Origin of the sequence: Methylobacterium pseudosasicola (assembly GCF_900114535.1) — a bacterium.
GTDB lineage: Bacteria > Pseudomonadota > Alphaproteobacteria > Rhizobiales > Beijerinckiaceae > Methylobacterium > Methylobacterium pseudosasicola.
Map to the genome: position 1 here is coordinate 105,742 of NZ_FOTK01000008.1, position 19,307 is coordinate 125,048.

A 19,307-nucleotide genomic window follows, 5' to 3' on the forward strand; every position below is an offset into this window, starting at 1 on the left:
GCCGCATTAACCACGCGGGCGCTAGCTTGCGTTAACCATACCGACGACCTCGGAGGCGGCGGCGTGATCTGTAGATCCCGGCTGATCATGCGCGGGGCATAGGTGGAGACCAAGATCAGGTGCGGATGGCGGGCGCTGATCGGCGGGGACGGTAGGAGATGCGGCTCGCCCTCGCCGCCCTGACGCTCGCGCTCGCGGCGTCGCCATCCCTGGCTCAGCGCTTCGACGCGATCAGCCCGGTCACCGGCCAGCCCGACAATCCCGGCCTCGGCCAGGACACGGCGCCCAACGGGCTGCCGGCTCTGCGGCGGCGCATCCCGGACGGGTTGTCGCGCGAGGATGGACGCGCATCATCCGGCGGGAATACGACCGGCGGCGAGCAGACGGGTGGCGACAGCCTGCGGTCGCCGCTCTCGCCCCCGATCCCGACCCAAAGCCAATCGGGGCTCTCGCAGCTCGGGACCCGCATCTCCGGTACCGGCCAGCGCACCGGCGGGTCGACCACGGCGCCGAACAACCGGGGGCCGTCGGATCTGCTGCGCACCCGGGCGGCGCCGCCCCGTCGCATCGGTTCCGCGACCCGCAAGGTCACGCAGGAGGTGACGCAGGTGCCGGCCCCGGCGCTGCGCCTGACTCCGGTGGTGCAGCAGGCTGTCGTGGGCGTGCCGGTGCAGCCGGTCCTCGCCTTGCGCCCGGTCCTGCCGCTCTTCGCAATCACCCCCGCGCTCGGCCTGCTCACGCCGGGCTTCATCCTCGGCACCGACCTCGCGCGCCCGATCCCGACCGATCCAGCCTACGCGCCGATCGGCTACCGGATCGGCACCTTCACGGTGCTGCCGAGCTTCGCCCAGAGCGTCGGTTACGATTCGAACCCGGACCAGACCAGCCGGCAATTCGCCAAGGGCTCGGTGGCTCTGCGCACGGAAGCCGCCGTCGATTTCCGCAGCGACTGGTCGTCCAGCTCGTTCCAGGGCGCCCTGCGCGGCTCCTATCTGGAGACGCCGCAGAACGAGGCCGCCAGCCGGCCGGCCGCGGACGGCACGGTCCGCCTGCGCATCGACGCCAACCGTGACCTGCATATCGACGCGGAAGGTCGCTTCCTGGTCGATACCCAGCGCACGTCGAGCCCGAACCTCCAGGCTGCCACGGCCACGAGCCGGCCGCTGCTCGCCGTCTACGGCGCCTCGCTCGGCGCTACGGAGACGTTCAACCGGCTCTCGGTGACCCTGCGCGGCTCGGTCGACCGCTCGCAATTCGACAACGCCCAGCTCTCGGACGGCACGATCATCAACCAGGCCGACCGCAACCTGAACCAGTACAGCCTACAACTGCGCACCGCCTACGAGGTCAGCCCGGATCTGAGTCCGTTCGTGGACCTGCTCGCCGACACCCGCGTCTACGACCTGCGCCGGGACACCAACGGCATCCGGCGCGATTCCGACGGCATCGCCCTCATGGTCGGGGCGAGCTTCGGGCTGGCGCGCTCGGTCACCGGCGAGATCTCGGCCGGCGTCCAGCACCGCTCCTATGTCGACCCGTCGTTGCGGTCGATCGATGCGCCCCTGGTCAACGCCGCTCTGGTCTGGTCCTTGAGCCCGCTCACCACGGTCCGGCTCACGGCGGCGACGGGGGTGACCGAGACCACGGTTCTGGGCTCCAGCGGCATCCTCACCGAGGTCGCGACCCTGGAGGTCCAGCACGACCTGCTGCGCAACCTGTCGATCGTGCTCGGCGGCTCGTTCCTGAAGAACGACTACCAGGGCAGCACCATCAGGGAGAACGGCTTCTCCGCGACCGCGCGCCTCGATTACCGGTTCACCCGCTGGCTGACCTTGCGCGGCACCTACATCTACCAGCAGATCGACAGCACCGTGGCGGGCTCGAGCTTCCGCGACAACACCTTCCTGCTCGGCCTGCGGGTCAATCCGTAAGGCGCGATCTAGAAGCGCTCGACCCAGGGGCGCAGCTCGAGTTCCGAGGTCCAGGCGCTGCGATCCTGGCGCAGCAGGTCGCGATAGGCGCGGGCGATGGCGTCCGGGTCGAGATGGCTGTCTGGGGAATCCGGCGGCTCGCCGCCCCGGGCCGGATTCCGGATGGCCCCGTCGATCACCACGTGGGCGACGTGGATGCCCTGCGGCTGCAATTCACGGGCGAGGCTCTGGCCGAGGCCGCGCAGGGCGAACTTACCCATGGCGAAGGGCGCCGAGCCGGGAAACCCCTTCACGCTCGCCGAGGCGCCCGTGAGCAGGATCGCCCCGTGCCGGTGCGGCAGCATCCGGCGCGCCGCCGCCTGCGCCACTAGGAAGCCGCCATAGGCTGACACCATCAGGGACTGGGCGACGGCCGCCGGATCGAGATCGACGACCGGCCCGCGCAGCCGCCCGCTGGCATTGTAGACCACCACGTCGGGCGAGCCGCCGAGCGCCGGCTCCAGCCGGGCGAACAGGGCCTCGACCTCACCCGGGTCGCTCGCATCGCAGGCATGGACGGCCGCCCCGGTCTCGGCCGCGAGGGCCGACAGCTTCTCGACGTTGCGGGCGGCGAGCCCGACTTTCAGGCCGTCCGCCGCCAACAGCCGGGCGAGCGAGGCGCTGAGGCCGGAACCGGCCCCGACGATCAGGGCACGCGCATAGGTCGGTATCATGGGCGGATACTCCGTTCGATCCCGCGAGGATGCCCTGAAGCCGCGCGGGTTCAAGCCCTCAGTCGCGGCGTTCGGCGAAGAAGTGGCGCAGCAATTCGGCCGCCTCGGCTTCGCGGAAGCCGCCATAGACCTCCGGCGCGTGGTGGCAGGTCGGCTGGTTGAACACGCGGGGCCCGTGCTCGACGCCGCCGCCCTTGGGATCGGCCACGCCGTAATAGAGCCTTCTGATCCGGGCGAAGGAGATCGCGCCGGCGCACATCGGGCAGGGTTCGAGGGTGACGTAGAGATCGCAGCCGGTCAGCCGCTCGTCGCCGATCGCCGCGCAGGCGGCACGGATCGCCAGGATCTCGGCATGCGCCGTCGGGTCGTGGAGCGCCCGCGGCCGGTTATGGGCCACCGCCAGCACCGCGCCGTCCCGGACCACGACGGCGCCGACCGGCACCTCGCCGGCTCGGGCCGCGGCGCGCGCCGCCGCGAAGGCGCGGTCGAAGGCGCTCGCCGCACCGGCAGATTCACCCGGAACGTGTTGGATCGGATCGGCCGCCACGGTGTTTATCACCCCATCGCCGGGATAGGCAGCACCCGGCGCCGGAGACTGATCCAGGTCAATGTTAATGCCTGGAACATTCCTCGCATCGCCGTCGTTGCCAGTTCGATTGCGGCGCCGCCGCGAGATGATTGGACGGAAGGAAACGCCATGAGCAGCACCACCGACAAGATCAAGGGCGCCGCCAACGAGGCCCTCGGCAAGGCCAAGCAGGGCATCGGCGACGTGACCAATAACGACAAGCTGAAGGCCGAGGGTGCCGCGCAGGAGCTCAAGGGCAAGGCGCAGGGTACCGTGGGCGACGCGAAGAGCGCCGTGAAGTCGGCGACCGACAAGCTCTGAGTTCCAACGTCTGACCGGATCGGGATCCGCCCGCGGCGGGTTCCGATCCCGAACCGCGTGACTTTCGTGAGGTTGCCATGATCGGTTGGGCTATCACGTTTCTCGTCGTCGCTCTCGTGGCGGCGCTCCTGGGCTTCGGCGGCATCGCCGGGACCGCCATCGAGGCGGCCAAGATCGTGTTCTTCGTGGCGATCGCCCTGTTCCTCGTCTCCGCCGTGTTCGGCGTGATGCGCGGGCGGTCCCCAAGACTCTGACGACGAGACTCTGACGACGCGCCTGACGGCGTAGGATCGGGGGCGGTCCAACCGGGCCGCCCCGTTTTGTTGGGCTGAGCGCATATTCCGTTGCCGCCGCTCAACCCGTCTCGCCTGTCCGGGCCGGCTCTGGTAAGGCCGGCACATGAGTGACTTGCCGAAAGACGATGTCCCGGGGGCGCACGCCCAGCCGGACACTGAGACCACGCGAACCGAGCGCTGGAAGCCCGCCACCGACGCGGGCACCGAATCCGAGCGGAAGCCCGAAAGCTCTTCCGCAGCGAGCACGCCCCGGAAGCCGGCGGCCGAGCCCGTCGCCGACGCGGCCGAGGAAGCCGACGCTCCGACCCCGCCGGGCGAGCGCATCGCCAAGGCGATGGCCCGAGCCGGCATCGCATCCCGGCGCGACGCCGAGGCGATGATCCTGGCCGGCCGGGTCAGCGTCAACGGCGAGACCCTGACCTCGCCCGCCCGCAACGTCACCGACGACGACACGATCCTGATCGACGGCGAGCGCATGCCGGCGCGCGAGCGCAGCCGCCTGTGGATCTTCCACAAGCCGCGCGGCCTCGTGACCACGGCCCGCGACCCGGAAGGCCGCCAGACGGTGTTCGAGGTGCTGCCCGAGGACCTGCCCCGGGTGGTCGCAGTCGGCCGGCTCGACATCAACACCGAGGGCCTGCTGCTTCTCACCAACGATGGCGGCCTCGCCAAGGTGATCGCCCATCCCGACACCGGCTGGCTGCGCCGCTACCGCGTGCGCGCCCACGGCGACACCGACCAAGCCCAGCTCGACAAGCTCGCCAACGGCGTGACCATCGACGGGATGGAATACGGCCCGGTCGAGGCGACCTTGGACCGGGTCCAGGGCGACAATCTCTGGCTGACGCTCGGGCTGCGCGAGGGCAAGAACCGCGAGGTCAAGCGCATCCTCGAGCATCTCGGCCTGTCGGTGAACCGGTTGATCCGGCTGTCCTTCGGCCCGTTCCAGCTGGGCGATCTGGAAGTCGGCCTGGTCGAGGAGGTGCGGATGCGCGTCCTCAAGGACCAGCTCGGCAAGGCCCTGGCCGAGCAGGCCGGCGTCGATTTCGAGAGCCCGGTGCGCGAGCCGATCGGCGCCTTCGGCAGTCCCAAGAAGGCCGAGAAGAAGGTCGAGCGGGCGCCGTCCGCCGGCCGTAACGCCGCGCGCCCCGCGCCGGCGCCTCGGGTATCCACCGGGGGGACCGGGTCCGGCCCGCGCAACTCGGCTTGGCGGGCCGACGAGGATTCCGGCAAGCCGCGCGCCGCCCGCGTGCCGCGCCGGGGCGCGAATCCGCGTGCCTCGCAGGCGGCCGCGGCCGAGCGCGGCCATGAGCGGGTCGGGTCGTTCCAGAAGGGTGATCGCCGGGTCGTGGTCGAGCGCCTGTCGGCGAGCCCGGTCGCGCCGGTGGCCGAGGAGAAGCCGCGTCGCCGCTACGCCGACCGCGGCGCGCCCGAGGGTGGGCAGCGGAGCTCGGCGGGCCGTCCGGATCGCGACAGCTGGGGCAACCGCGGACCGTCGCCGCGGGGCGACCGGGGCGCGGGTGACCGTCCGAGCTACGGCGACCGTTCGGGACCGCGCGAATCGGCGCGGGGCGCATCCGGCCCGCGGGACGATGCACGCCGGGACGACCGCCGTGACTCGCGGCCGGGCGGACGAGGCGATCGGCCCTACGGCGCTGGAACCGGCGACGGTGCACCGCGCGGCCAGGGCGGTTTTCGCGGCGAGCGATCCGGCGACGGTGCGCCGCGCGGCCAGAGCGGATTTCGTGGCGAGCGGTCCGGCGGTGGGGGCAAGCCCGCTTTCGGCGGCCCGAAGCCCGGAGGCGGAGCGCGCCCCGGCGGCAGGCCCGGCGGCTTTGCGGGCAAGAGCGCTGGCGGCTTCGCCGGCAAGGGTCCCGGTGCCAAGCCGGGCGGGCGTCCCGGCGGCTTCAAGGGTGGTGGTAAGCCCGGCGGCGCGAGGCCCAGCGGTGGCGGCGGCGGCGGTGGGCGTCCGCCGCGCGGTCGATGAGGATCGTCGGCGGCGCCTGGCGCGGCCGGAAGCTCGCGACCCCACGCACCGACGCGATCCGGCCGACTTCGGACCGGCTTCGCGAATCGCTGTTCAACGTGCTGACGCACGCCTATGACGAAGTTGTTACCGGCGCACGGGTCCTCGACCTGTTCGCCGGCACTGGCGCGCTGGGTTTCGAGGCCCTGTCGCGGGGCGCGGCCTACGCGCTCCTCGTCGATGAGGGCGCCGAGGCGCGCGCGGTGATTCGCTCCAATATCGAGGCGTTCGGCGCCGAGGGCGTGACCCGACTGTTCCGCCGCGACGCGACGCGCCTCGGGCCGGCCGGCACCACGGCGCCGTTCTCGCTGGTCTTCTGCGATCCGCCCTACAATCGCGGGCTGGCGCCCTTGGCGCTAGCGAGTGCCGCCGAAGGCGGTTGGCTGGCGCCGGCCGCCCTGGCGGTGGTGGAGGAGGCCGAGGGCGTGCAGCTCGCTTGGCCCGAGGGCTTCGCTCCATTGGAGCGGCGCGTCTACGGCGACACCGCGGTGGCGGTGGCGCGCTTCGCCGGCTGAGCGGGGCTCACGGGCTCTCGTCGGCTCCGATTTCCGGCCCGACATGGATTGCGAGCCAGATCGTCGGCGCATCGGTGCGCTCGACCCGGTGGCGGCGATGGGGCTCGATCAGGAGCGTGTCGCCGGCCGTGAGCCGGCGCGGCGCCGACTCGTCGGCGAAGCGCAGCTCGGCGGACCCGGCCAGTACCGCCACCCATTCGGCGTGCGGCTGGTCGTAGTGGAAGCCCGGCGGGCTCGCCTGCCCGGTCGAGACGATGCGCTCGATCCGCAGGCCCGGCGCCGTATGCAGGACCGTGACGACCTCCTCGGACGCATCCAGGGCGAGATCCGCGAAAAGGTTCGTCAAAGTTGCAGGCATCGCCGGCGTCTCCCGAATCTGAGTCGCGAGAGGCCGTGTGCCGTGCGGCGGAGCCGGTCAACCGGCCCCGGCCGTCGCCTCAGGCCGACGGGGCCGCGGCGCCGTTGGTCGCGGACCGCTGCGCGACGGTCTCGGCGGTGCTGGTGCCATGGCCGATGCGGGCCGCGGACTTCACCAGCGCGATCACGTCCCGGCGCATCTGGTCGTCGGTGATCTGATTGTAAGCGCGCAGGAGCTCGACCGCCCCGGCCACGCGCAGCAGCGCCGGGCCGTTCTCGGTGGCGGCCTCGGGCTCGGGCTCGAAGAAGCTCGACACCGGCACGCCGAGCCGCTCGGCGATCGCCTGAAGGCGCCCGGCGCCGACGCGGTTCTTGCCGGTCTCGTACTTCTGAACCTGCTGGAAGCTGACGCCCAGCGCGCTCGCGAGGGCGGATTGGCTCAGCCCGTTGGCCGCGCGCAGGAACGCGATGCGGCTGCCGACCCCGTGATCGATGGCCGTGGTCTGCTTCGGCTTAGGGGTGGGGTTGGACATGATGGGAAGTCCGAACTTCTTCAGGTTGCGGCAGACGTGGTCGTGCGGACCCTGGCCGACGTTCACAACCGATAGGTGCAACATCACGCGGCCAAGGTCCAGACGTGACGCCTGTTAGTGCCACAGTGCAGCCCAGTGTGCAACGAATGGTCACGCTTGCACGATCATGCAGGGCGAACATAGCCGCCCGGGTTTCGCAATCGCGCCAAGGCGATCGGCACACAGATCGCCGGCGGATCAATTTTGGCGATCCCCACTACGCAGGCCGGGACTTTCCGACACCGATCGCGTTCGCACGATTGCCTGCGACGCAAATGATTCGGCCTTGCCTGGACTTTCGAGCCTCGGATCGATCCTGATCTGATCCGCGTCGGGTCTTACCGATCTGGAGGTGTGCCGATGCGGGGTCGCGCCGCTCAGGCGGCGGGGCCGAGCCAGTCGGTGACGATGCGGAGTTGCGCGTCGTCGAGCAGCGCGGGCGCGTGGCCGCAATCTGGGATTTCGATCCGTTCGGTGGGCGGGCCGCGCCGGGTCATCTCCTCGGCGGTGGAGGCCAGAAGCAGTTCCGAGTGCTCGCCGCGCAGCAGCAGGACCGGACAGGTGATCGCGTCCCAGTCGCGCCACATGCTGACGCTGTAGACCCGGCCCGGCCGGAAGGCGTCGCCGATGCCCGGATCGTAATGCGGGCGCCAGCCGCCATTGGGCTCGGGGAAGAAGCTGTGCTTGGCGATGTGGCGCCACTGCTCGTCGGTGAGCGGCCCGAAGGCCGACAGCACCGTCCGCAGACGCGACTCGCCGGAGGCGAGGTTGTGGTGCAGCCGCGGCGCATCGCGCAGCCGGGTCCCGATATGGCGGATCGGCGCCCAGGGCAGGAACGGCCCGATATCGTTGATCACCATGCGTCGGATCGGCGTGTTGGCCGAGGCCGCCAGCACCATGCCGGTGAGGCCGCCGAGCGACGTCCCGACCCAGTCGATCTTGCCCTTGATCCGCAGGTGCCCGATCAGCGCCGCCATGTCGGCGGCGTATTGGGGCAGGCCGTAGAGTTCCGGGTCCCTCAGCCAGCCGCTCAAGCCCCGCCCGGGCAAGTCCGGGCACACGACCCGGTAGCCCATCTTCGCCAGCCGATAGCCCAGCGGATCGAAATCCCGCCCCTGCCGGCTGAGGCCGTGGACGCAGACGACCACGTGCGGGCTGTCCGGATCGCCCCACTCGACATAGGCGATGCGGTGAAAGTCGTGCGGCGCGTAGGCGGCGAAATGGCCGGTCCGGAACGGCACGTCGGCCTCGGCGAGGTCGTCCAATCGCGGCATGGTCTCGGACACTGCGACCCCTTCGGCAGCGAGGGCAGTCACGGGGTTTCCGTGCGGGCGGCGGCTTCGCGGGCCAGGCGGCTGGTGGTCTGATGGAGGTCGACCATCTGGTCGGTCAGGCGGCGCGACTGCTCCTGCATGAACGTGACGTGCAGGGCCGCCGCCTCACGCGCATCGGCCGCCTTGGCAAGGCGCTCGGCGAAGTCCAGGGAGGCGCGGACATTGGTGTCGGAGGCGACCAGCATCCGGTGGCCGATCTCCCGCATCGCCGCCAGGGTGTGGCCGGCATTGTCCTCGAACGCGTTGTAGAGCCGCGCGCCGGCGGCATCCCATTGCTCGCGCATCTTGCGGGCGCCCGCGACGTTGCTGTCCGAGAGCTGGTGTGCCGTCTCCCGGCTGGAGCCCATCACCGAGCGCCAGCCTTCGAAACTCTGCGTGAGCGAGGTCTCGAAGGCGTTGAGCGCCATCTCCCCGGCCTCGGCGAAATGTTCGTAGGCTTCGCGGACCCGCGCCAGGCTACCCTCGGCGATCTCGCGCCCGGCCTGTGGCGGGACCGTCGGCAGGTTGTCGTTCTTCACAAGCCTCTCCCACGCGTCGACCGTCCCGACCGCCTTCCGCCAGGGCGCGTCCGTCGTCAACCGCAGCCGTGTAACAGGGCCTTATCGCCTCGACAGGTTTCGGCATCCTCGCGGCGGTGTGATGACCGAGCCCGCCTGTAACCGGCACGCCGATTGACAGTCCGGAGGGACGCGACGTCATCTCATCGCCAAGCGAACGCCACGCCAGCCGCCCGATTCGAAGGCCGAAAGATGACGGAGACAGATCCGCCCCGCGCGGGCGCCCACGAATCCGACCGTCATCCGTTCGAGACCGGGCTCGACCGCAATCCGGCCAATTACGTCCCGCTGACGCCGGTGAGCCTGCTGGCCCGGGCGGCGGCCTCCGTCGGGGGGCGGGTCGCAATCATCGACGGGGCGCGGCGTCTGACCTACGCGGACCTCTACACGCGCTGCCGCCGCCTCGCCTCCGGGCTGGCCCGGCGGGGAATCGGGCGCCTCGACACAGTGGCGATCCTGGCGCCGAACGTCGCCGAGATGATCGAGGCGCATTTCGCCGTGCCGATGCTCGGCGCCGTGCTTAACCCGCTCAACACCCGCCTGGACCCGGCGACGATCGCGTTCTCTCTCGACCATGGCGGCGCCCGGGTGCTGATCGTCGAGGCCGAGTACGGGGCGCTGGCAGCGCGGGCGCTCGCCGACCGTGCGGGGCCGATCCTGGTGGTGGAGATCGGCACCAGCGGCATTGCCGGCGCGGTTCCCTACGAGACCCTGCTCGCGGAGGGCGACCCGGCCTATGCCTGGCCGGGCCCGGCTGACGAATGGCAGTCGCTCTGCCTGCTCTACACCTCGGGCACCACGGGCGACCCGAAGGGCGCGGTCTACAGCCATCGCGGCGCCTATCTCCAGGCGCTCGGCAACGCCGTCACCTTCGGGTTCACGGCCGAGAGCGCCTATCTCTGGACGCTGCCGATGTTCCATTGCAGCGGCTGGTCCTACCCCTGGGCGAGCGTCGCCGCCTGCGCGACGCAGATCTGCCTGCGCAAGGTCGAGCCGGCGGCGATCTTTGCGCTGATCGCCGAGCATGGGGTGACGCATCTCTGCGGCGCGCCGATCGTGCTCTCGATGATCGCCCACGCCCCGGCCTCCGACCGCGTGCCGTTCCGGCAGCGGGTCCGCTGCGCGGTGGGCGGCGCGGCGCCGTCCTCGACGATCATCCGCACCATGGAAGACCTCGGCTTTCAGGTGACGCATCTCTACGGCGCCACCGAGAGTTACGGCCCGGCCACGGTCTGCCTGGAACAGCCCGACTGGGCCGACCTGCCGGACGACGACCGCTACGCCCGGATGGCCCGGCAGGGCGTGGCGCTCGCCACTCTGGAAGCCGCCATCGTGGCCGATCCGGACACCGACCAACCGGTGCTGCAGGATGGCCTGACGGTCGGCGAGATTTGCCTGCGCGGCAATACGGTGATGAAGGGTTATCTCGGCAACCCGGACGCCACCGCGCGGGCGCTGGCCGGCGGTTGGTACCGCACCGGTGACCTCGCGGTCTGGCACCCCGACGGCTCGGTTGAGATCAAGGACCGGGCCAAGGACATCATCATCTCGGGCGGCGAGAACATCTCCAGCCTGGAGGTCGAGGAGGTGCTGATGCGCCACCCTGCGGTGATGCTGGCAGCCGTGGTCGCACGTCCGGACGCCACCTGGGGCGAGAGCCCCTGCGCGTTCCTGGAAATGAAACCGGGCGCGACCGCCCCCACCGACCGGGAGCTGATCGATTTCTGCCGGGAACGCATGGCCCGGTTCAAGGTGCCCAAGACCGTGGTGTTCGGCCCCCTGCCAAAAACCTCGACCGGCAAGATCCAGAAATTCGTCCTGCGTGAGCAGGCACGCGCGCTTTAAGACGTCAGGCGCCCGCTTTCGACGGCTTCCAGATGTCGGCGGCGGCCTCGGCGGCGGCGCTGAGGGCGGCGTGCAGTTCCGGATCGGCATCGCGCGCGCCGGTTCGGATCGCGCGGACCAGATCGCCCAGCGCATCACCGCCCGCGCTGCCCAGAAGCCGCGCGCTGGTCTCGCCGAGCCTTTCCGCCTGGACGATCTCGCGGGCGGCAATGCCGATGGCGTTGGCGACCATCAGGGCGACGTAGCGGGGCCGGCCGGTCAGGCCCGGCACGACTTCTTCCGTGAGCGCCCGGCGGGCGGCGTCGAGGAGGGCGGCGCCGAAGGGTTCGTCCTGCATGCTCAGCTCCAGCTTTCCAGGGCGGTGGCCCGCAGGATCGTGCGCTCCAGCTCCGGCACCATCCGGCCGGTGAGCGCCAGCTCCAGGGAGAATTCCCGGCCCGAGACGTGGCGGGCACCCTGCTCTAGGGCGATCACCGCCCAGCGCAGATGCGCCATCACCTCCCAATAGGCGACGCTCGCGGGGTCGATGCTGCGGCCGCTCTCCTGCGTGTAGCCCCGGTAGAACGCCGCCCGGGAGCCGATCCCGCCGGCCTCCAGATCCGGGCGCCCGAAGCGCCAGCAGGCGGCGCAGAACCAGCCGAGATCCTGCGCGGGGTCGCCCCAGCCGGCAAATTCCCAGTCGAGAATCGCGGTGAGCCCGGATTCGTCGACCATGTAATTGCCGGTGCGAAAATCCCGGTGCACCAGGGCCGGCGCCAGGCAGTCCGGCGCCCGGACCTCGCCCCAGCGCAGCCCCCACTCGATCGCCGGCCGCTTGGCGCCGATCCCGTCGAGGCTGGCGCGCAGCCGGGCAATCTCGGCGAGCGCCGGCTGCTTCTCGGGCGTGCCCATGAAGGCGAGCGCAGGGGGCGGCTCGCGCGGGTCGAGGGCGCCGTGGATCCGGGCGAGCTCGCGGCCGAGCGTCTCGGCCAGGACCTCCCGGTCGCCGCCCAGGGACAGGTCCTTGGCGATGCGCGGTCCGAGGCCCACGCCCTTGACGAGGCCCATCAGGGCGAAGGGCGCCCCGAGAACCGCCGGATCGTAGCAGAAGCCAACCGGCTCCGGCACGCGCACCCCCGCCTGCCACACGGCCTCAAGGATGCGGAATTCTTCCGCCCGCGACCGGCTCGACGCGATGGTCGCGGCAGCGTCCATCCGGAGCACGAAGGCCCGTTCCGTGTCGCCGATCCGGCAGCGGACCAGCCGGTTTTCCTGGATCGAGCCGCCGCCCAGCGGGCGGATCTCGTCGATGGCGAGGTCGGGATGGCCGAGAATCCCGGCGATCCACTCGCGCAGCCGCGCCTGATCCATCAGCTAAAGCCCCGACACGAGGTGGCCGCCATCGACCGCGACGACGCTGCCGGTCATGTACGAGCCGGCCTCCGATGCCAGCAGCAGGAGCGGCCCGTCGAGTTCGGACGCTTCGCCGAGCCGGCGCTGCGGCACGCGCTTGATCAGCGCCTTGCCGGGCTCGGACTCGAAGAACGTGTCGTTCAGCTCGGTGGCGATATAGCCGGGCGCGAGCGCATTCACCCGGATCCCGTGGCGCGCCCATTCCAGCGCCAGGCTCTTGGTGAGCTGCACCACCCCGGCCTTGGACGCGGCGTAGGGCGCCAGCCCGCCCGTGACCCGCAGGCCCAAGATCGACGCGATGTTGACGATGCTGCCGCCAGTACCGTGCCGGACCATGCGCCGGCCGGTCGCCTGCGCCACCAGCCAGACGCCCTTCAGGTTCGTGTCGAGCACGAAATCCCAGTCGCTCTCATTCAGGTCGAGGGCCGGCTTCGTGGCGCTGACGCCGGCATTGTTGACCAGAACCGAAACGGGGCCGAACCGCGCCTCGGCGGCCTCGAGCGCCCGCTCGACGCTCGCGGCATCGGTCACGTCCATGACGACCGCCTCGGCCTCGCCGCCCTCGGCTTCCACCCGGGCGACGGTCTCGGAGAGGGCATCGGCGCGGCGGGCGCCGAGCGACAGGCGGGCGCCGGCCTTGGCCAGCGTGCCGGCGAAGTGGCGGCCGAGGCCGCTCGACGCGCCGGTGACCAGCACGTGCCGGCCGGTGAGATCGAACAGGCCGGCCATCTCAGTGCAGCCGCTCGATCGCCATGGCGATGCCCTGGCCGCCGCCGATGCACATGGTGACGAGCCCGTAGCGGCCGTTCACCCGGGCCAGCTCGTAGAGCGCCTTCACGGTGACGATCGCCCCCGTCGCGCCGAGCGGATGGCCGAGCGCGATGGCGCCCCCATTCACGTTGACCTTGCCCGGATCGAGATCGAGGGCGCGGGAGACCGCGCAGGCCTGCGCCGCGAAGGCCTCGTTCGATTCGATCACGTCGAAATCAGCGGCGCGCAGTCCGGTTCGTTCCAGCAGGCGCTGCACCGCCGGCACCGGCCCCATGCCCATCTCGGACGGATCGACCCCGGCATGGGCGTAGCCCACGATCCGGGCGAGCGGTTTTGACCCGTTGCGCTCGGCCGCCGCCGCGCTCGCCAGCACAACTATCGCGGCGCCGTCGTTGAGGCCGGACGCGTTGCCGGCGGTGACACTGCCGGTCTTGGAGAAAGCCGGCCGGAGCTTGGCCAGATCCTCGGCGCTGGTCGCTTTCGGGTGCTCGTCGGTATCGAAGGCCACGGTCTCGCGCTTGCGCTGAACCTCGACCGGCAGAATCTGTTCGCGGAACCGCCCCTCGCGGATCGCCCGCGCGGCCCTCGCTTGGCTCTCGGCGGCGAAGTCATCCTGCATGCTGCGGGAGATGCTGTAGCGCTCGGCGACGTTCTCGGCGGTGACGCCCATATGGCCGTGGCCGAACGGGTCGTTGAGCACGCCGACCATGTAGTCGACCAGGGCGGCATCGCCCATGCGCTGGCCGAAGCGGCCGGTCTTCAGCAAGTGCGGCGAGCGGCTCATGCTTTCGGCGCCGCCGGCGACCGCAACGTCCGCATCGCCCAGCATGATCGCCTGGGCCGCCGAGACGATCGCCTGCAGGCCGCTCCCGCACAGGCGGTTGACCGTCAGCGCCGGCACTTCTTTCGGCACCCCGCCCTCAACGGCCGCGACCCGGGCGATGTAGGCGTCCCGGGGCTCCGTCGGGATGACGTTGCCCAGAACCACATGGCCGACCGCCTCGGGCGCGGTCCCGGCCCGCTTCAGCGCTTCCGCGACGCATTGCGCCGCCAGCTCGGCCGGCGGGATCGCAGCGAGCGAGCCGCCGAAGGTGCCGATCGCGGTGCGGACCGCACCGGTGATCACGACATCGGTCATTTTTTTTGGACCTTTCCCTCACCTTGGACGGTCACCGATCTACGCAGTCGCAGAGGCGGCTTTCAGACTTCATTACCGGCGGCGTAGACAACCGATCATCCCACCCGCGCCCTCATCCTGAGGCGCCCGCGTCAGCGGGCCTCGAAGGAGCCCTCCAGCCGGCCGCGCGATCTCTGGAGGCCTCCTTCGAGGCGGCTTCGCCGCACCTCAGGATGAGGGGGTGGGTTGGACGTTCATTTCACGGAAGAAATCACGTCGGTCACCCCTCGACACCCCAAGTCCAAAACGAATCGCCCTCGGCCTCAAGATTGCGGTTGAGCACCATCTTGTGAACCTCGTCGGCCCCGTCCACCAGTCGGGCCTGCCTTGCGTAGCGGTAGATCCATTCCAGCGGCGTGTCGGTGGAATAGCCCCGGGCACCGTTGATCTGGATCGCGATGTCGGCTGCCGCATGGATCAAGTTGGCCACGTGGACCTTGGCCATCGAGACCTCCTTGCGGGCGAAGCTACCCTGGTCCAGCGCCCAGGCGGCCTTCATGACCAGCAGCCGGCCGATCTCGATCCGCATGGCGAGGTCGCCGAGCATGAGCTGGATGCTCTCGCGGTCGGCGAGGCGGATGCCGAACCCATGGCGCTCGGCCGCGTAGGCCCGGGCGATCTCGACGCAGCGCTTCGACAGGCCGAGCCAGCGCATGCAATGGGTCAGCCGGGCCGGGCCGAGGCGGATCTGGGTCAGCTTCAGGCCGTCGCCCTCGTTCATCAGGACGTTCTCGGCCGGGATCTCCAATCCGTCGAAGAGCAATTCGCAGTGACCACCATGCTCCTCCGGACCCATGATCGGGATCCGGCGCAGGATCTCCCAGCCGGGCTGGTCCTTGTGGAACAGGAAGGCGGTGAGCCCCTTGCGGGCATCGTCGGAGGTGCGCGCCATCAGGATGAAGTGCGCAGCCTCCTCAGCGCCGGTGATGTACCATTTGCGGCCGGTGACCACGTAGGTGTCGCCCCGCCGCTCGGCCCGGGTCTGGATCATGCCGGGATCGGAGCCGCCGCCGGGATGCGGCTCGGTCATGGCGAAGGCCGAGCGGACCTCGCCGCGCACGATCGGGGCAAGCCACCGCTCCTTCTGGGCCGGGGTCGCGACCTTCTCCAGCACCATCATGTTGCCGTCGTCGGGGGCGGCGGAGTTGAACACCACCGGCCCGAAGATCGAGCGGTTCATCGCCTCGTAGCAGACCGCCATGCCGACCTTGTCGAGCCCGGCCCCGCCGGTCTCGGGCTTGAGCTGGAGGCACCACAGCCCCTCCGCCTTGGCGAGCGCGCGCAGCCGCGCCAGCTCGGCCAGGCTGATATTGCCATGCGCGTCATAGGCCGACCGATCCGCCTCCACCGGCAGGATCTGCGCGTCCACGAACGCCGCGATCCGCGCGCGGTACTCTTCGACGCGGCGGGAGATGGTGAAATCCATGGTCGCGGGCTCCGGTGGATGCCAGTGCGCGGGGAAATTATCGGCGGCCGAACAGCCGCTCGATGTCGGAGAGCTTCAGCTCGATCGAGGTTGGGCGGCCGTGGTTGCACTGGCCGGAATTGGGCGTCGCCTCCATCTCGCGGAGCAGCGCATTCATCTCCTCCGGACGCAGGCGCCGCCCGGCGCGGACCGAGCCGTGGCAGCTCATGCGCGAGAGCACCGCATCGAGGCGCCGACCGAGAGGGCCGCCCTCGGTGGCGGGGGCGCCGCCCTCCTCGTCACCGCTCGCCTCCAGGGCATCGAGGATGTCGGTGACGAGGTCGCGGATCGAGGCGCCGATCAGGGCGGCCGGTACCTCGCGGACCAGCACGGCGCCGGTCCCGAAGGCCTCGATGGTGAGGCCGAGCCGGTGGAGATCCGGGGCGGCGGCGACGAGGCGCTCGGCGGCGTCGGGGCTCATCTCGACCACGTCGGGGATCAACAGGCCCTGGCGGGCGATGCCGCCCCGGGCCCGCTCCGCCTTCATGCGCTCGTAGACGAGGCGCTCATGGGCGGCATGCTGGTCGACGATCACGAGGCCGTCCCTTGTCTGGGCCAGGATGTAGGTCTCGTGGATCTGGGCGCGGGCTGCGCCGAGGGGATGATCCACGGCCTCGGCCGCATCGGCCATCGGGCGGACATCGGCCTGGGGCGGCGCCGCGTCATCCGCCGGGCGCTCGAACAGGGCCTGGGCCGCCTCGCCGAAGCCCTGTGGTTCCCCGTAGACCGGCTCCGCATGCGCGACGGCCGGCTCGGGGGCCGGCTGCCAGCTCTCCAGCCGGCGATAGCCCGAGGGGGCCGCCACGGAGGGCGTGCCCGCCGGAAAGAAGCTCGGACGGGCGGACCGGAACAGGCTCGGCGCGGCCGTGCCGGTATGGGTGGCGAGCGCCGGGCCGGCCGGGCGCAGGGCGTCGAGGGTCCGGCTGGCCCCCGTGGTGGCCGAGCGGGCGCCGCCCCGGCGCAGGGCGTCGTGGATCGCGCTCACCACCAGCGCCCGCACCAGCCCGGGCTCTCGGAACCGCACCTCGGTCTTGGCCGGGTGGACGTTGACGTCGACCAGCTCGGGATCGCAGGCGATGGCGAGCCCGAGGACCGGATGGCGGTCGGAGGCCAGGGTATCGGCATAGGCGCCGCGCACAGCTCCGAGGAGCAGCCGGTCGCGCACCGGGCGGCCGTTGACCACGAGGTGGATGTAGCCGGCGGCGCCGCGGTGATAGGTCGGCAACCCGACATGGCCGGTGACGGAGAACCCCTCCCGGGCCAGCGAGACCGGCAGGGCGTTGGCAGCGAAATCTGCGCCCAGCACGGCGGTGAGGCGGCGGAGTTCGCCCTCCGGGCCGGTCTCTGAGGGCAGCAGCAGCGGCTGGCCGGCATCAGCCCGCAGGGTGAAGCGGATCCCGGGCTGGGCCACGGCGAGCCGCCGAAGGGTCTCGGCGATGGCGGCGTTCTCGGCCCGGTCGGACTTCAGGAATTTCAGGCGGGCCGGCGTCGCGGCGAACAGCTCGGTGACCTCGATCCGGGTGCCGCGCTGGGCCGGCGCCGGGCGGACCGGTCCCTTGACGCCGGCCTCGACGGTCAGGCTCGCCCCGGCCTCGGCGCCCTCGGGGCGGGTGGTGATGGCGAGCCGGGAGACCGCGCCGATCGAGGGCAATGCCTCGCCGCGGAAGCCCAGCGTGTCGATGGCCGAGAGGTCGCCGCCGGGGAGCTTCGAGGTGGCGTGGCGCTCGACGCAGAGGGCCAGATCCTCCGGGCTCATGCCGCGGCCGTCATCGACCACCCGGATCAGGCGGCGTCCGCCATTCTCCACCACCACATCGATGGTGCGGGCCCCGGCATCGATGGCGTTCTCGACCAGCTCCTTCACGGCCGAGGCCGGACGCTCCACCACCTCGCCCGCGGCGATGCGGTCGACGAGGATCGGGTCCAGGCGGCGGATGACGGGCGGGAGGGCGGACATCCGGGCCACGATAGCCCGGGGGCGGCGGCGCTCCTAGAGCCTCGGGCCGCTGCGGCGCTCAGGCGCGACGGCTGGACCCACCGAGCGAGATCCGGCTGCCTGCAGGCCGGGCGCCGTGGCTCGGCGCCTTGTAGGGCCGGCGGGAGGCATCGTAGAGGGCGTTGCCGACCAGCCCGGCGGTGCGGCGCAGGATCGCGCCGTCGCAGGTGGCGGCGACGCGCACGCCGATCTCGTGGGTGTGGCTGCGGCCGTAGAGCCAGACGGCGAGGCGCGCCCGGGTCGCCTCCGGGATGCCGTCGAGGATGTAGGACGCGGTATCGGCGTCGGCCTTGATCAGGCGGCCGACGGTTTCAGGCGGAATCGGGCAATCCACCGCGGGATCGTCGATGCTCAGCGGCTGGGTGTTCGTCATGGTCAAACCTGTCAGCCTGGGAACCGCAGGTTGAGCGGGCTTGGTTAACGAAGGGTCAACGATCCGGGCCGCGCAAGGCGCGGCAGCCTGTCACAGCGGCTTGCGGATCAGCTTGGCCACGAGCCCGATGATGCCCTCGCGGAACAGCAGTACGCAGAGCACGAACACGCAGCCCTGGATGATCGTCACCCAGGCGCCGAACTGCGCCAGGTAGGTCTCCATGGTGACGATCACCAGCGCGCCGACGATCGGCCCGAACACCGTGCCCATGCCGCCCACCAGCGTCATCAGCACCACCTCGCCCGACATCGACCAATGGACGTCGGTGAGTGAGGCGAGCTGGAACACGATCGCCTTGGTCGAGCCGGCGAGCCCGGCCAGCGTCGCCGAGAGGACGAAGACCGCGAGCTTGTACTGGTTGGCCCGGTAACCCAGCGAGATCGCCCGAGGCTCGTTGTCCCGGATCGCCTTGAGCACCTGACCGAAGGGCGAGTGGATGATCCGGTAGATCAGCAGCATCCCGGCCATGAAGACCACGCAGACGACGGCGTACATCGCCCGGTCGTCGGCGAGGCTGAACACGCCGAACAGGTTGCCCCGCGGCACCGCCTGGATGCCGTCCTCGCCGCCGGTGAACTTGGCCTGCAGCGAGAAGAAGAATGCCATCTGGGCGAGCGCCAGGGTGATCATCGAGAAGTAGATGCCCTGCCGGCGGATCGCCAGCGACCCGAAGATCAGCCCCAGCACGGCCGCCGTGGCGGTACCCGACAGGATCGCCAATTCCGGCGTGAAGCCGAGATGCTTGGCCGTGTAGGCGCAGAGATAGCTCGCCATGCCGAAATAGGCGGCGTGGCCGAAGGAGAGCAGGCCGCCGTAGCCGAGCAGCAGGTTGAAGGCGAGGGCGAACAGCGCGAAGCACAGCACCTTCATCAGGTAGACGGGATAGAGCACCAGCGGCGCCGCGATCAGCAGCAGAGCGATGCCGACGAAGATCATCCGGTGCAGCGCCTTGTCGTCGCGGCGCGTCGGCAGCGCGGCGGCGATCGGTGCGACGTCGATGGCGGCGGTGTCGGCCATGGGATTCGTCCCTCAGATCGT

The 19,307-nt window shown here is 70.9% G+C and carries 20 protein-coding genes; 6 read left to right on the forward strand and 14 right to left on the reverse strand.

Annotation, left to right across the window (positions count from 1 at the left end):
* Positions 1-158: 158 nt before the first annotated feature.
* Positions 159-1,931: an outer membrane beta-barrel protein gene (locus tag BM228_RS10535; protein WP_092039703.1), complete on the forward strand. Its 1,773-nt coding sequence runs from the start codon at positions 159-161 to the stop codon at positions 1,929-1,931.
* Between the two features lie 8 nt (positions 1,932-1,939).
* Here the strand turns inward: BM228_RS10535 and BM228_RS10540 are convergent, their stop codons facing one another.
* On the reverse strand, positions 1,940-2,644 hold the full coding sequence (locus BM228_RS10540; protein ID WP_092039705.1) for an SDR family oxidoreductase: 705 nt from the start codon (positions 2,642-2,644) through the stop codon (positions 1,940-1,942).
* 58 nt (positions 2,645-2,702) lie between these two features.
* Positions 2,703-3,191, reverse strand: coding sequence for a nucleoside deaminase (locus BM228_RS10545; RefSeq protein WP_244537092.1), 489 nt, complete (start codon positions 3,189-3,191; stop codon positions 2,703-2,705).
* Between the two features lie 150 nt (positions 3,192-3,341).
* Between BM228_RS10545 and BM228_RS10550 the strand changes: the two genes are divergently transcribed.
* From BM228_RS10550 to rsmD, 4 genes are all read left to right on the forward strand, one after another.
* Positions 3,342-3,533 (forward strand): CsbD family protein, encoded by a 192-nt coding sequence (locus BM228_RS10550; protein WP_092039707.1) that lies wholly within the window; start codon positions 3,342-3,344, stop codon positions 3,531-3,533.
* A gap of 77 nt (positions 3,534-3,610) precedes the next feature.
* On the forward strand, positions 3,611-3,787 hold the full coding sequence (locus BM228_RS10555) for a DUF1328 domain-containing protein (protein ID WP_092039708.1): 177 nt from the start codon (positions 3,611-3,613) through the stop codon (positions 3,785-3,787).
* Positions 3,788-3,932: 145 nt separating this feature from the next.
* Complete coding sequence (locus BM228_RS10560; RefSeq protein WP_092039710.1) at positions 3,933-5,816, forward strand: pseudouridine synthase; 1,884 nt, start codon at positions 3,933-3,935, stop codon at positions 5,814-5,816.
* Positions 5,813-6,370 carry a 16S rRNA (guanine(966)-N(2))-methyltransferase RsmD gene (gene rsmD, locus BM228_RS10565; RefSeq protein ID WP_092039712.1) on the forward strand — a complete coding sequence of 186 codons (558 nt, stop codon included), beginning with the start codon at positions 5,813-5,815 and terminating at the stop codon, positions 6,368-6,370. The genes BM228_RS10560 and rsmD overlap by 4 nt, the downstream gene beginning before the upstream one ends.
* Positions 6,371-6,377: 7 nt before the next feature.
* Here the strand turns inward: rsmD and BM228_RS10570 are convergent, their stop codons facing one another.
* The 4 genes from BM228_RS10570 to BM228_RS10585 form a co-directional block, all read right to left on the reverse strand.
* On the reverse strand, positions 6,378-6,728 hold the full coding sequence (locus BM228_RS10570; protein ID WP_092039714.1) for a cupin domain-containing protein: 351 nt from the start codon (positions 6,726-6,728) through the stop codon (positions 6,378-6,380).
* Between the two features lie 79 nt (positions 6,729-6,807).
* Positions 6,808-7,260, reverse strand: coding sequence for a helix-turn-helix domain-containing protein (locus BM228_RS10575; protein ID WP_092039939.1), 453 nt, complete (start codon positions 7,258-7,260; stop codon positions 6,808-6,810).
* A 416-nt stretch (positions 7,261-7,676) separates the two neighbouring features.
* A complete protein-coding gene (locus BM228_RS10580) occupies positions 7,677-8,615 on the reverse strand; it encodes an alpha/beta fold hydrolase (protein WP_244537093.1) in 939 nt (312 codons plus the stop codon).
* Entirely contained in the window at positions 8,612-9,151 is a 540-nt protein-coding gene (locus BM228_RS10585; protein WP_092039945.1) for a phasin family protein, read from the reverse strand. The genes BM228_RS10580 and BM228_RS10585 overlap by 4 nt, the downstream gene beginning before the upstream one ends.
* A gap of 231 nt (positions 9,152-9,382) precedes the next feature.
* Between BM228_RS10585 and BM228_RS10590 the strand changes: the two genes are divergently transcribed.
* Positions 9,383-11,035 (forward strand): AMP-binding protein, encoded by a 1,653-nt coding sequence (locus tag BM228_RS10590; RefSeq protein WP_092039716.1) that lies wholly within the window; start codon positions 9,383-9,385, stop codon positions 11,033-11,035.
* A 4-nt stretch (positions 11,036-11,039) separates the two neighbouring features.
* On the opposite strand, the gene BM228_RS10595 is transcribed toward BM228_RS10590, so the two are convergent.
* The 8 genes from BM228_RS10595 to BM228_RS10635 form a co-directional block, all read right to left on the reverse strand.
* Positions 11,040-11,372 carry a DUF6285 domain-containing protein gene (locus BM228_RS10595; RefSeq protein WP_092039718.1) on the reverse strand — a complete coding sequence of 111 codons (333 nt, stop codon included), beginning with the start codon at positions 11,370-11,372 and terminating at the stop codon, positions 11,040-11,042.
* Positions 11,373-11,374: 2 nt separating this feature from the next.
* A complete protein-coding gene (locus BM228_RS10600; RefSeq protein WP_092039719.1) occupies positions 11,375-12,385 on the reverse strand; it encodes a phosphotransferase family protein in 1,011 nt (336 codons plus the stop codon).
* 3 nt (positions 12,386-12,388) lie between these two features.
* Entirely contained in the window at positions 12,389-13,156 is a 768-nt protein-coding gene (locus BM228_RS10605; RefSeq protein WP_092039721.1) for an SDR family NAD(P)-dependent oxidoreductase, read from the reverse strand.
* A gap of 1 nt (position 13,157) precedes the next feature.
* Positions 13,158-14,336 carry an acetyl-CoA C-acyltransferase family protein gene (locus BM228_RS10610; RefSeq protein ID WP_092039722.1) on the reverse strand — a complete coding sequence of 393 codons (1,179 nt, stop codon included), beginning with the start codon at positions 14,334-14,336 and terminating at the stop codon, positions 13,158-13,160.
* 259 nt (positions 14,337-14,595) lie between these two features.
* Positions 14,596-15,801, reverse strand: coding sequence for an acyl-CoA dehydrogenase family protein (locus tag BM228_RS10620; RefSeq protein ID WP_092039725.1), 1,206 nt, complete (start codon positions 15,799-15,801; stop codon positions 14,596-14,598).
* Between the two features lie 37 nt (positions 15,802-15,838).
* Positions 15,839-17,797 (reverse strand): DNA mismatch repair endonuclease MutL, encoded by a 1,959-nt coding sequence (mutL, locus tag BM228_RS10625; RefSeq protein ID WP_092039726.1) that lies wholly within the window; start codon positions 17,795-17,797, stop codon positions 15,839-15,841.
* Positions 17,798-17,855: 58 nt separating this feature from the next.
* On the reverse strand, positions 17,856-18,209 hold the full coding sequence (locus BM228_RS10630) for a hypothetical protein (RefSeq protein ID WP_092039728.1): 354 nt from the start codon (positions 18,207-18,209) through the stop codon (positions 17,856-17,858).
* Positions 18,210-18,299: 90 nt separating this feature from the next.
* Positions 18,300-19,286 carry a branched-chain amino acid ABC transporter permease gene (locus tag BM228_RS10635; RefSeq protein ID WP_092039729.1) on the reverse strand — a complete coding sequence of 329 codons (987 nt, stop codon included), beginning with the start codon at positions 19,284-19,286 and terminating at the stop codon, positions 18,300-18,302.
* Positions 19,287-19,307: the final 21 nt, after the last annotated feature.

Bases quoted from the DNA above. Each gene is read 5' to 3' on its own strand.
- BM228_RS10535 (WP_092039703.1), top strand. From the start codon at position 159: ATGCGGCTCGCCCTCGCCGCCCTGACGCTCGCGCTCGCGGCGTCGCCA.
- BM228_RS10540 (WP_092039705.1), bottom strand. From the start codon at position 2,644: ATGATACCGACCTATGCGCGTGCCCTGATCGTCGGGGCCGGTTCCGGC.
- BM228_RS10550 (WP_092039707.1), top strand. From the start codon at position 3,342: ATGAGCAGCACCACCGACAAGATCAAGGGCGCCGCCAACGAGGCCCTC.
- BM228_RS10555 (WP_092039708.1), top strand. From the start codon at position 3,611: ATGATCGGTTGGGCTATCACGTTTCTCGTCGTCGCTCTCGTGGCGGCG.
- BM228_RS10560 (WP_092039710.1), top strand. From the start codon at position 3,933: ATGAGTGACTTGCCGAAAGACGATGTCCCGGGGGCGCACGCCCAGCCG.
- rsmD (WP_092039712.1), top strand. From the start codon at position 5,813: ATGAGGATCGTCGGCGGCGCCTGGCGCGGCCGGAAGCTCGCGACCCCA.
- BM228_RS10570 (WP_092039714.1), bottom strand. From the start codon at position 6,728: ATGCCTGCAACTTTGACGAACCTTTTCGCGGATCTCGCCCTGGATGCG.
- BM228_RS10575 (WP_092039939.1), bottom strand. From the start codon at position 7,260: ATGTCCAACCCCACCCCTAAGCCGAAGCAGACCACGGCCATCGATCAC.
- BM228_RS10590 (WP_092039716.1), top strand. From the start codon at position 9,383: ATGACGGAGACAGATCCGCCCCGCGCGGGCGCCCACGAATCCGACCGT.
- BM228_RS10595 (WP_092039718.1), bottom strand. From the start codon at position 11,372: ATGCAGGACGAACCCTTCGGCGCCGCCCTCCTCGACGCCGCCCGCCGG.
- BM228_RS10600 (WP_092039719.1), bottom strand. From the start codon at position 12,385: ATGGATCAGGCGCGGCTGCGCGAGTGGATCGCCGGGATTCTCGGCCAT.
- BM228_RS10605 (WP_092039721.1), bottom strand. From the start codon at position 13,156: ATGGCCGGCCTGTTCGATCTCACCGGCCGGCACGTGCTGGTCACCGGC.
- BM228_RS10610 (WP_092039722.1), bottom strand. From the start codon at position 14,336: ATGACCGATGTCGTGATCACCGGTGCGGTCCGCACCGCGATCGGCACC.
- BM228_RS10620 (WP_092039725.1), bottom strand. From the start codon at position 15,801: ATGGATTTCACCATCTCCCGCCGCGTCGAAGAGTACCGCGCGCGGATC.
- mutL (WP_092039726.1), bottom strand. From the start codon at position 17,797: ATGTCCGCCCTCCCGCCCGTCATCCGCCGCCTGGACCCGATCCTCGTC.
- BM228_RS10630 (WP_092039728.1), bottom strand. From the start codon at position 18,209: ATGACGAACACCCAGCCGCTGAGCATCGACGATCCCGCGGTGGATTGC.
- BM228_RS10635 (WP_092039729.1), bottom strand. From the start codon at position 19,286: ATGGCCGACACCGCCGCCATCGACGTCGCACCGATCGCCGCCGCGCTG.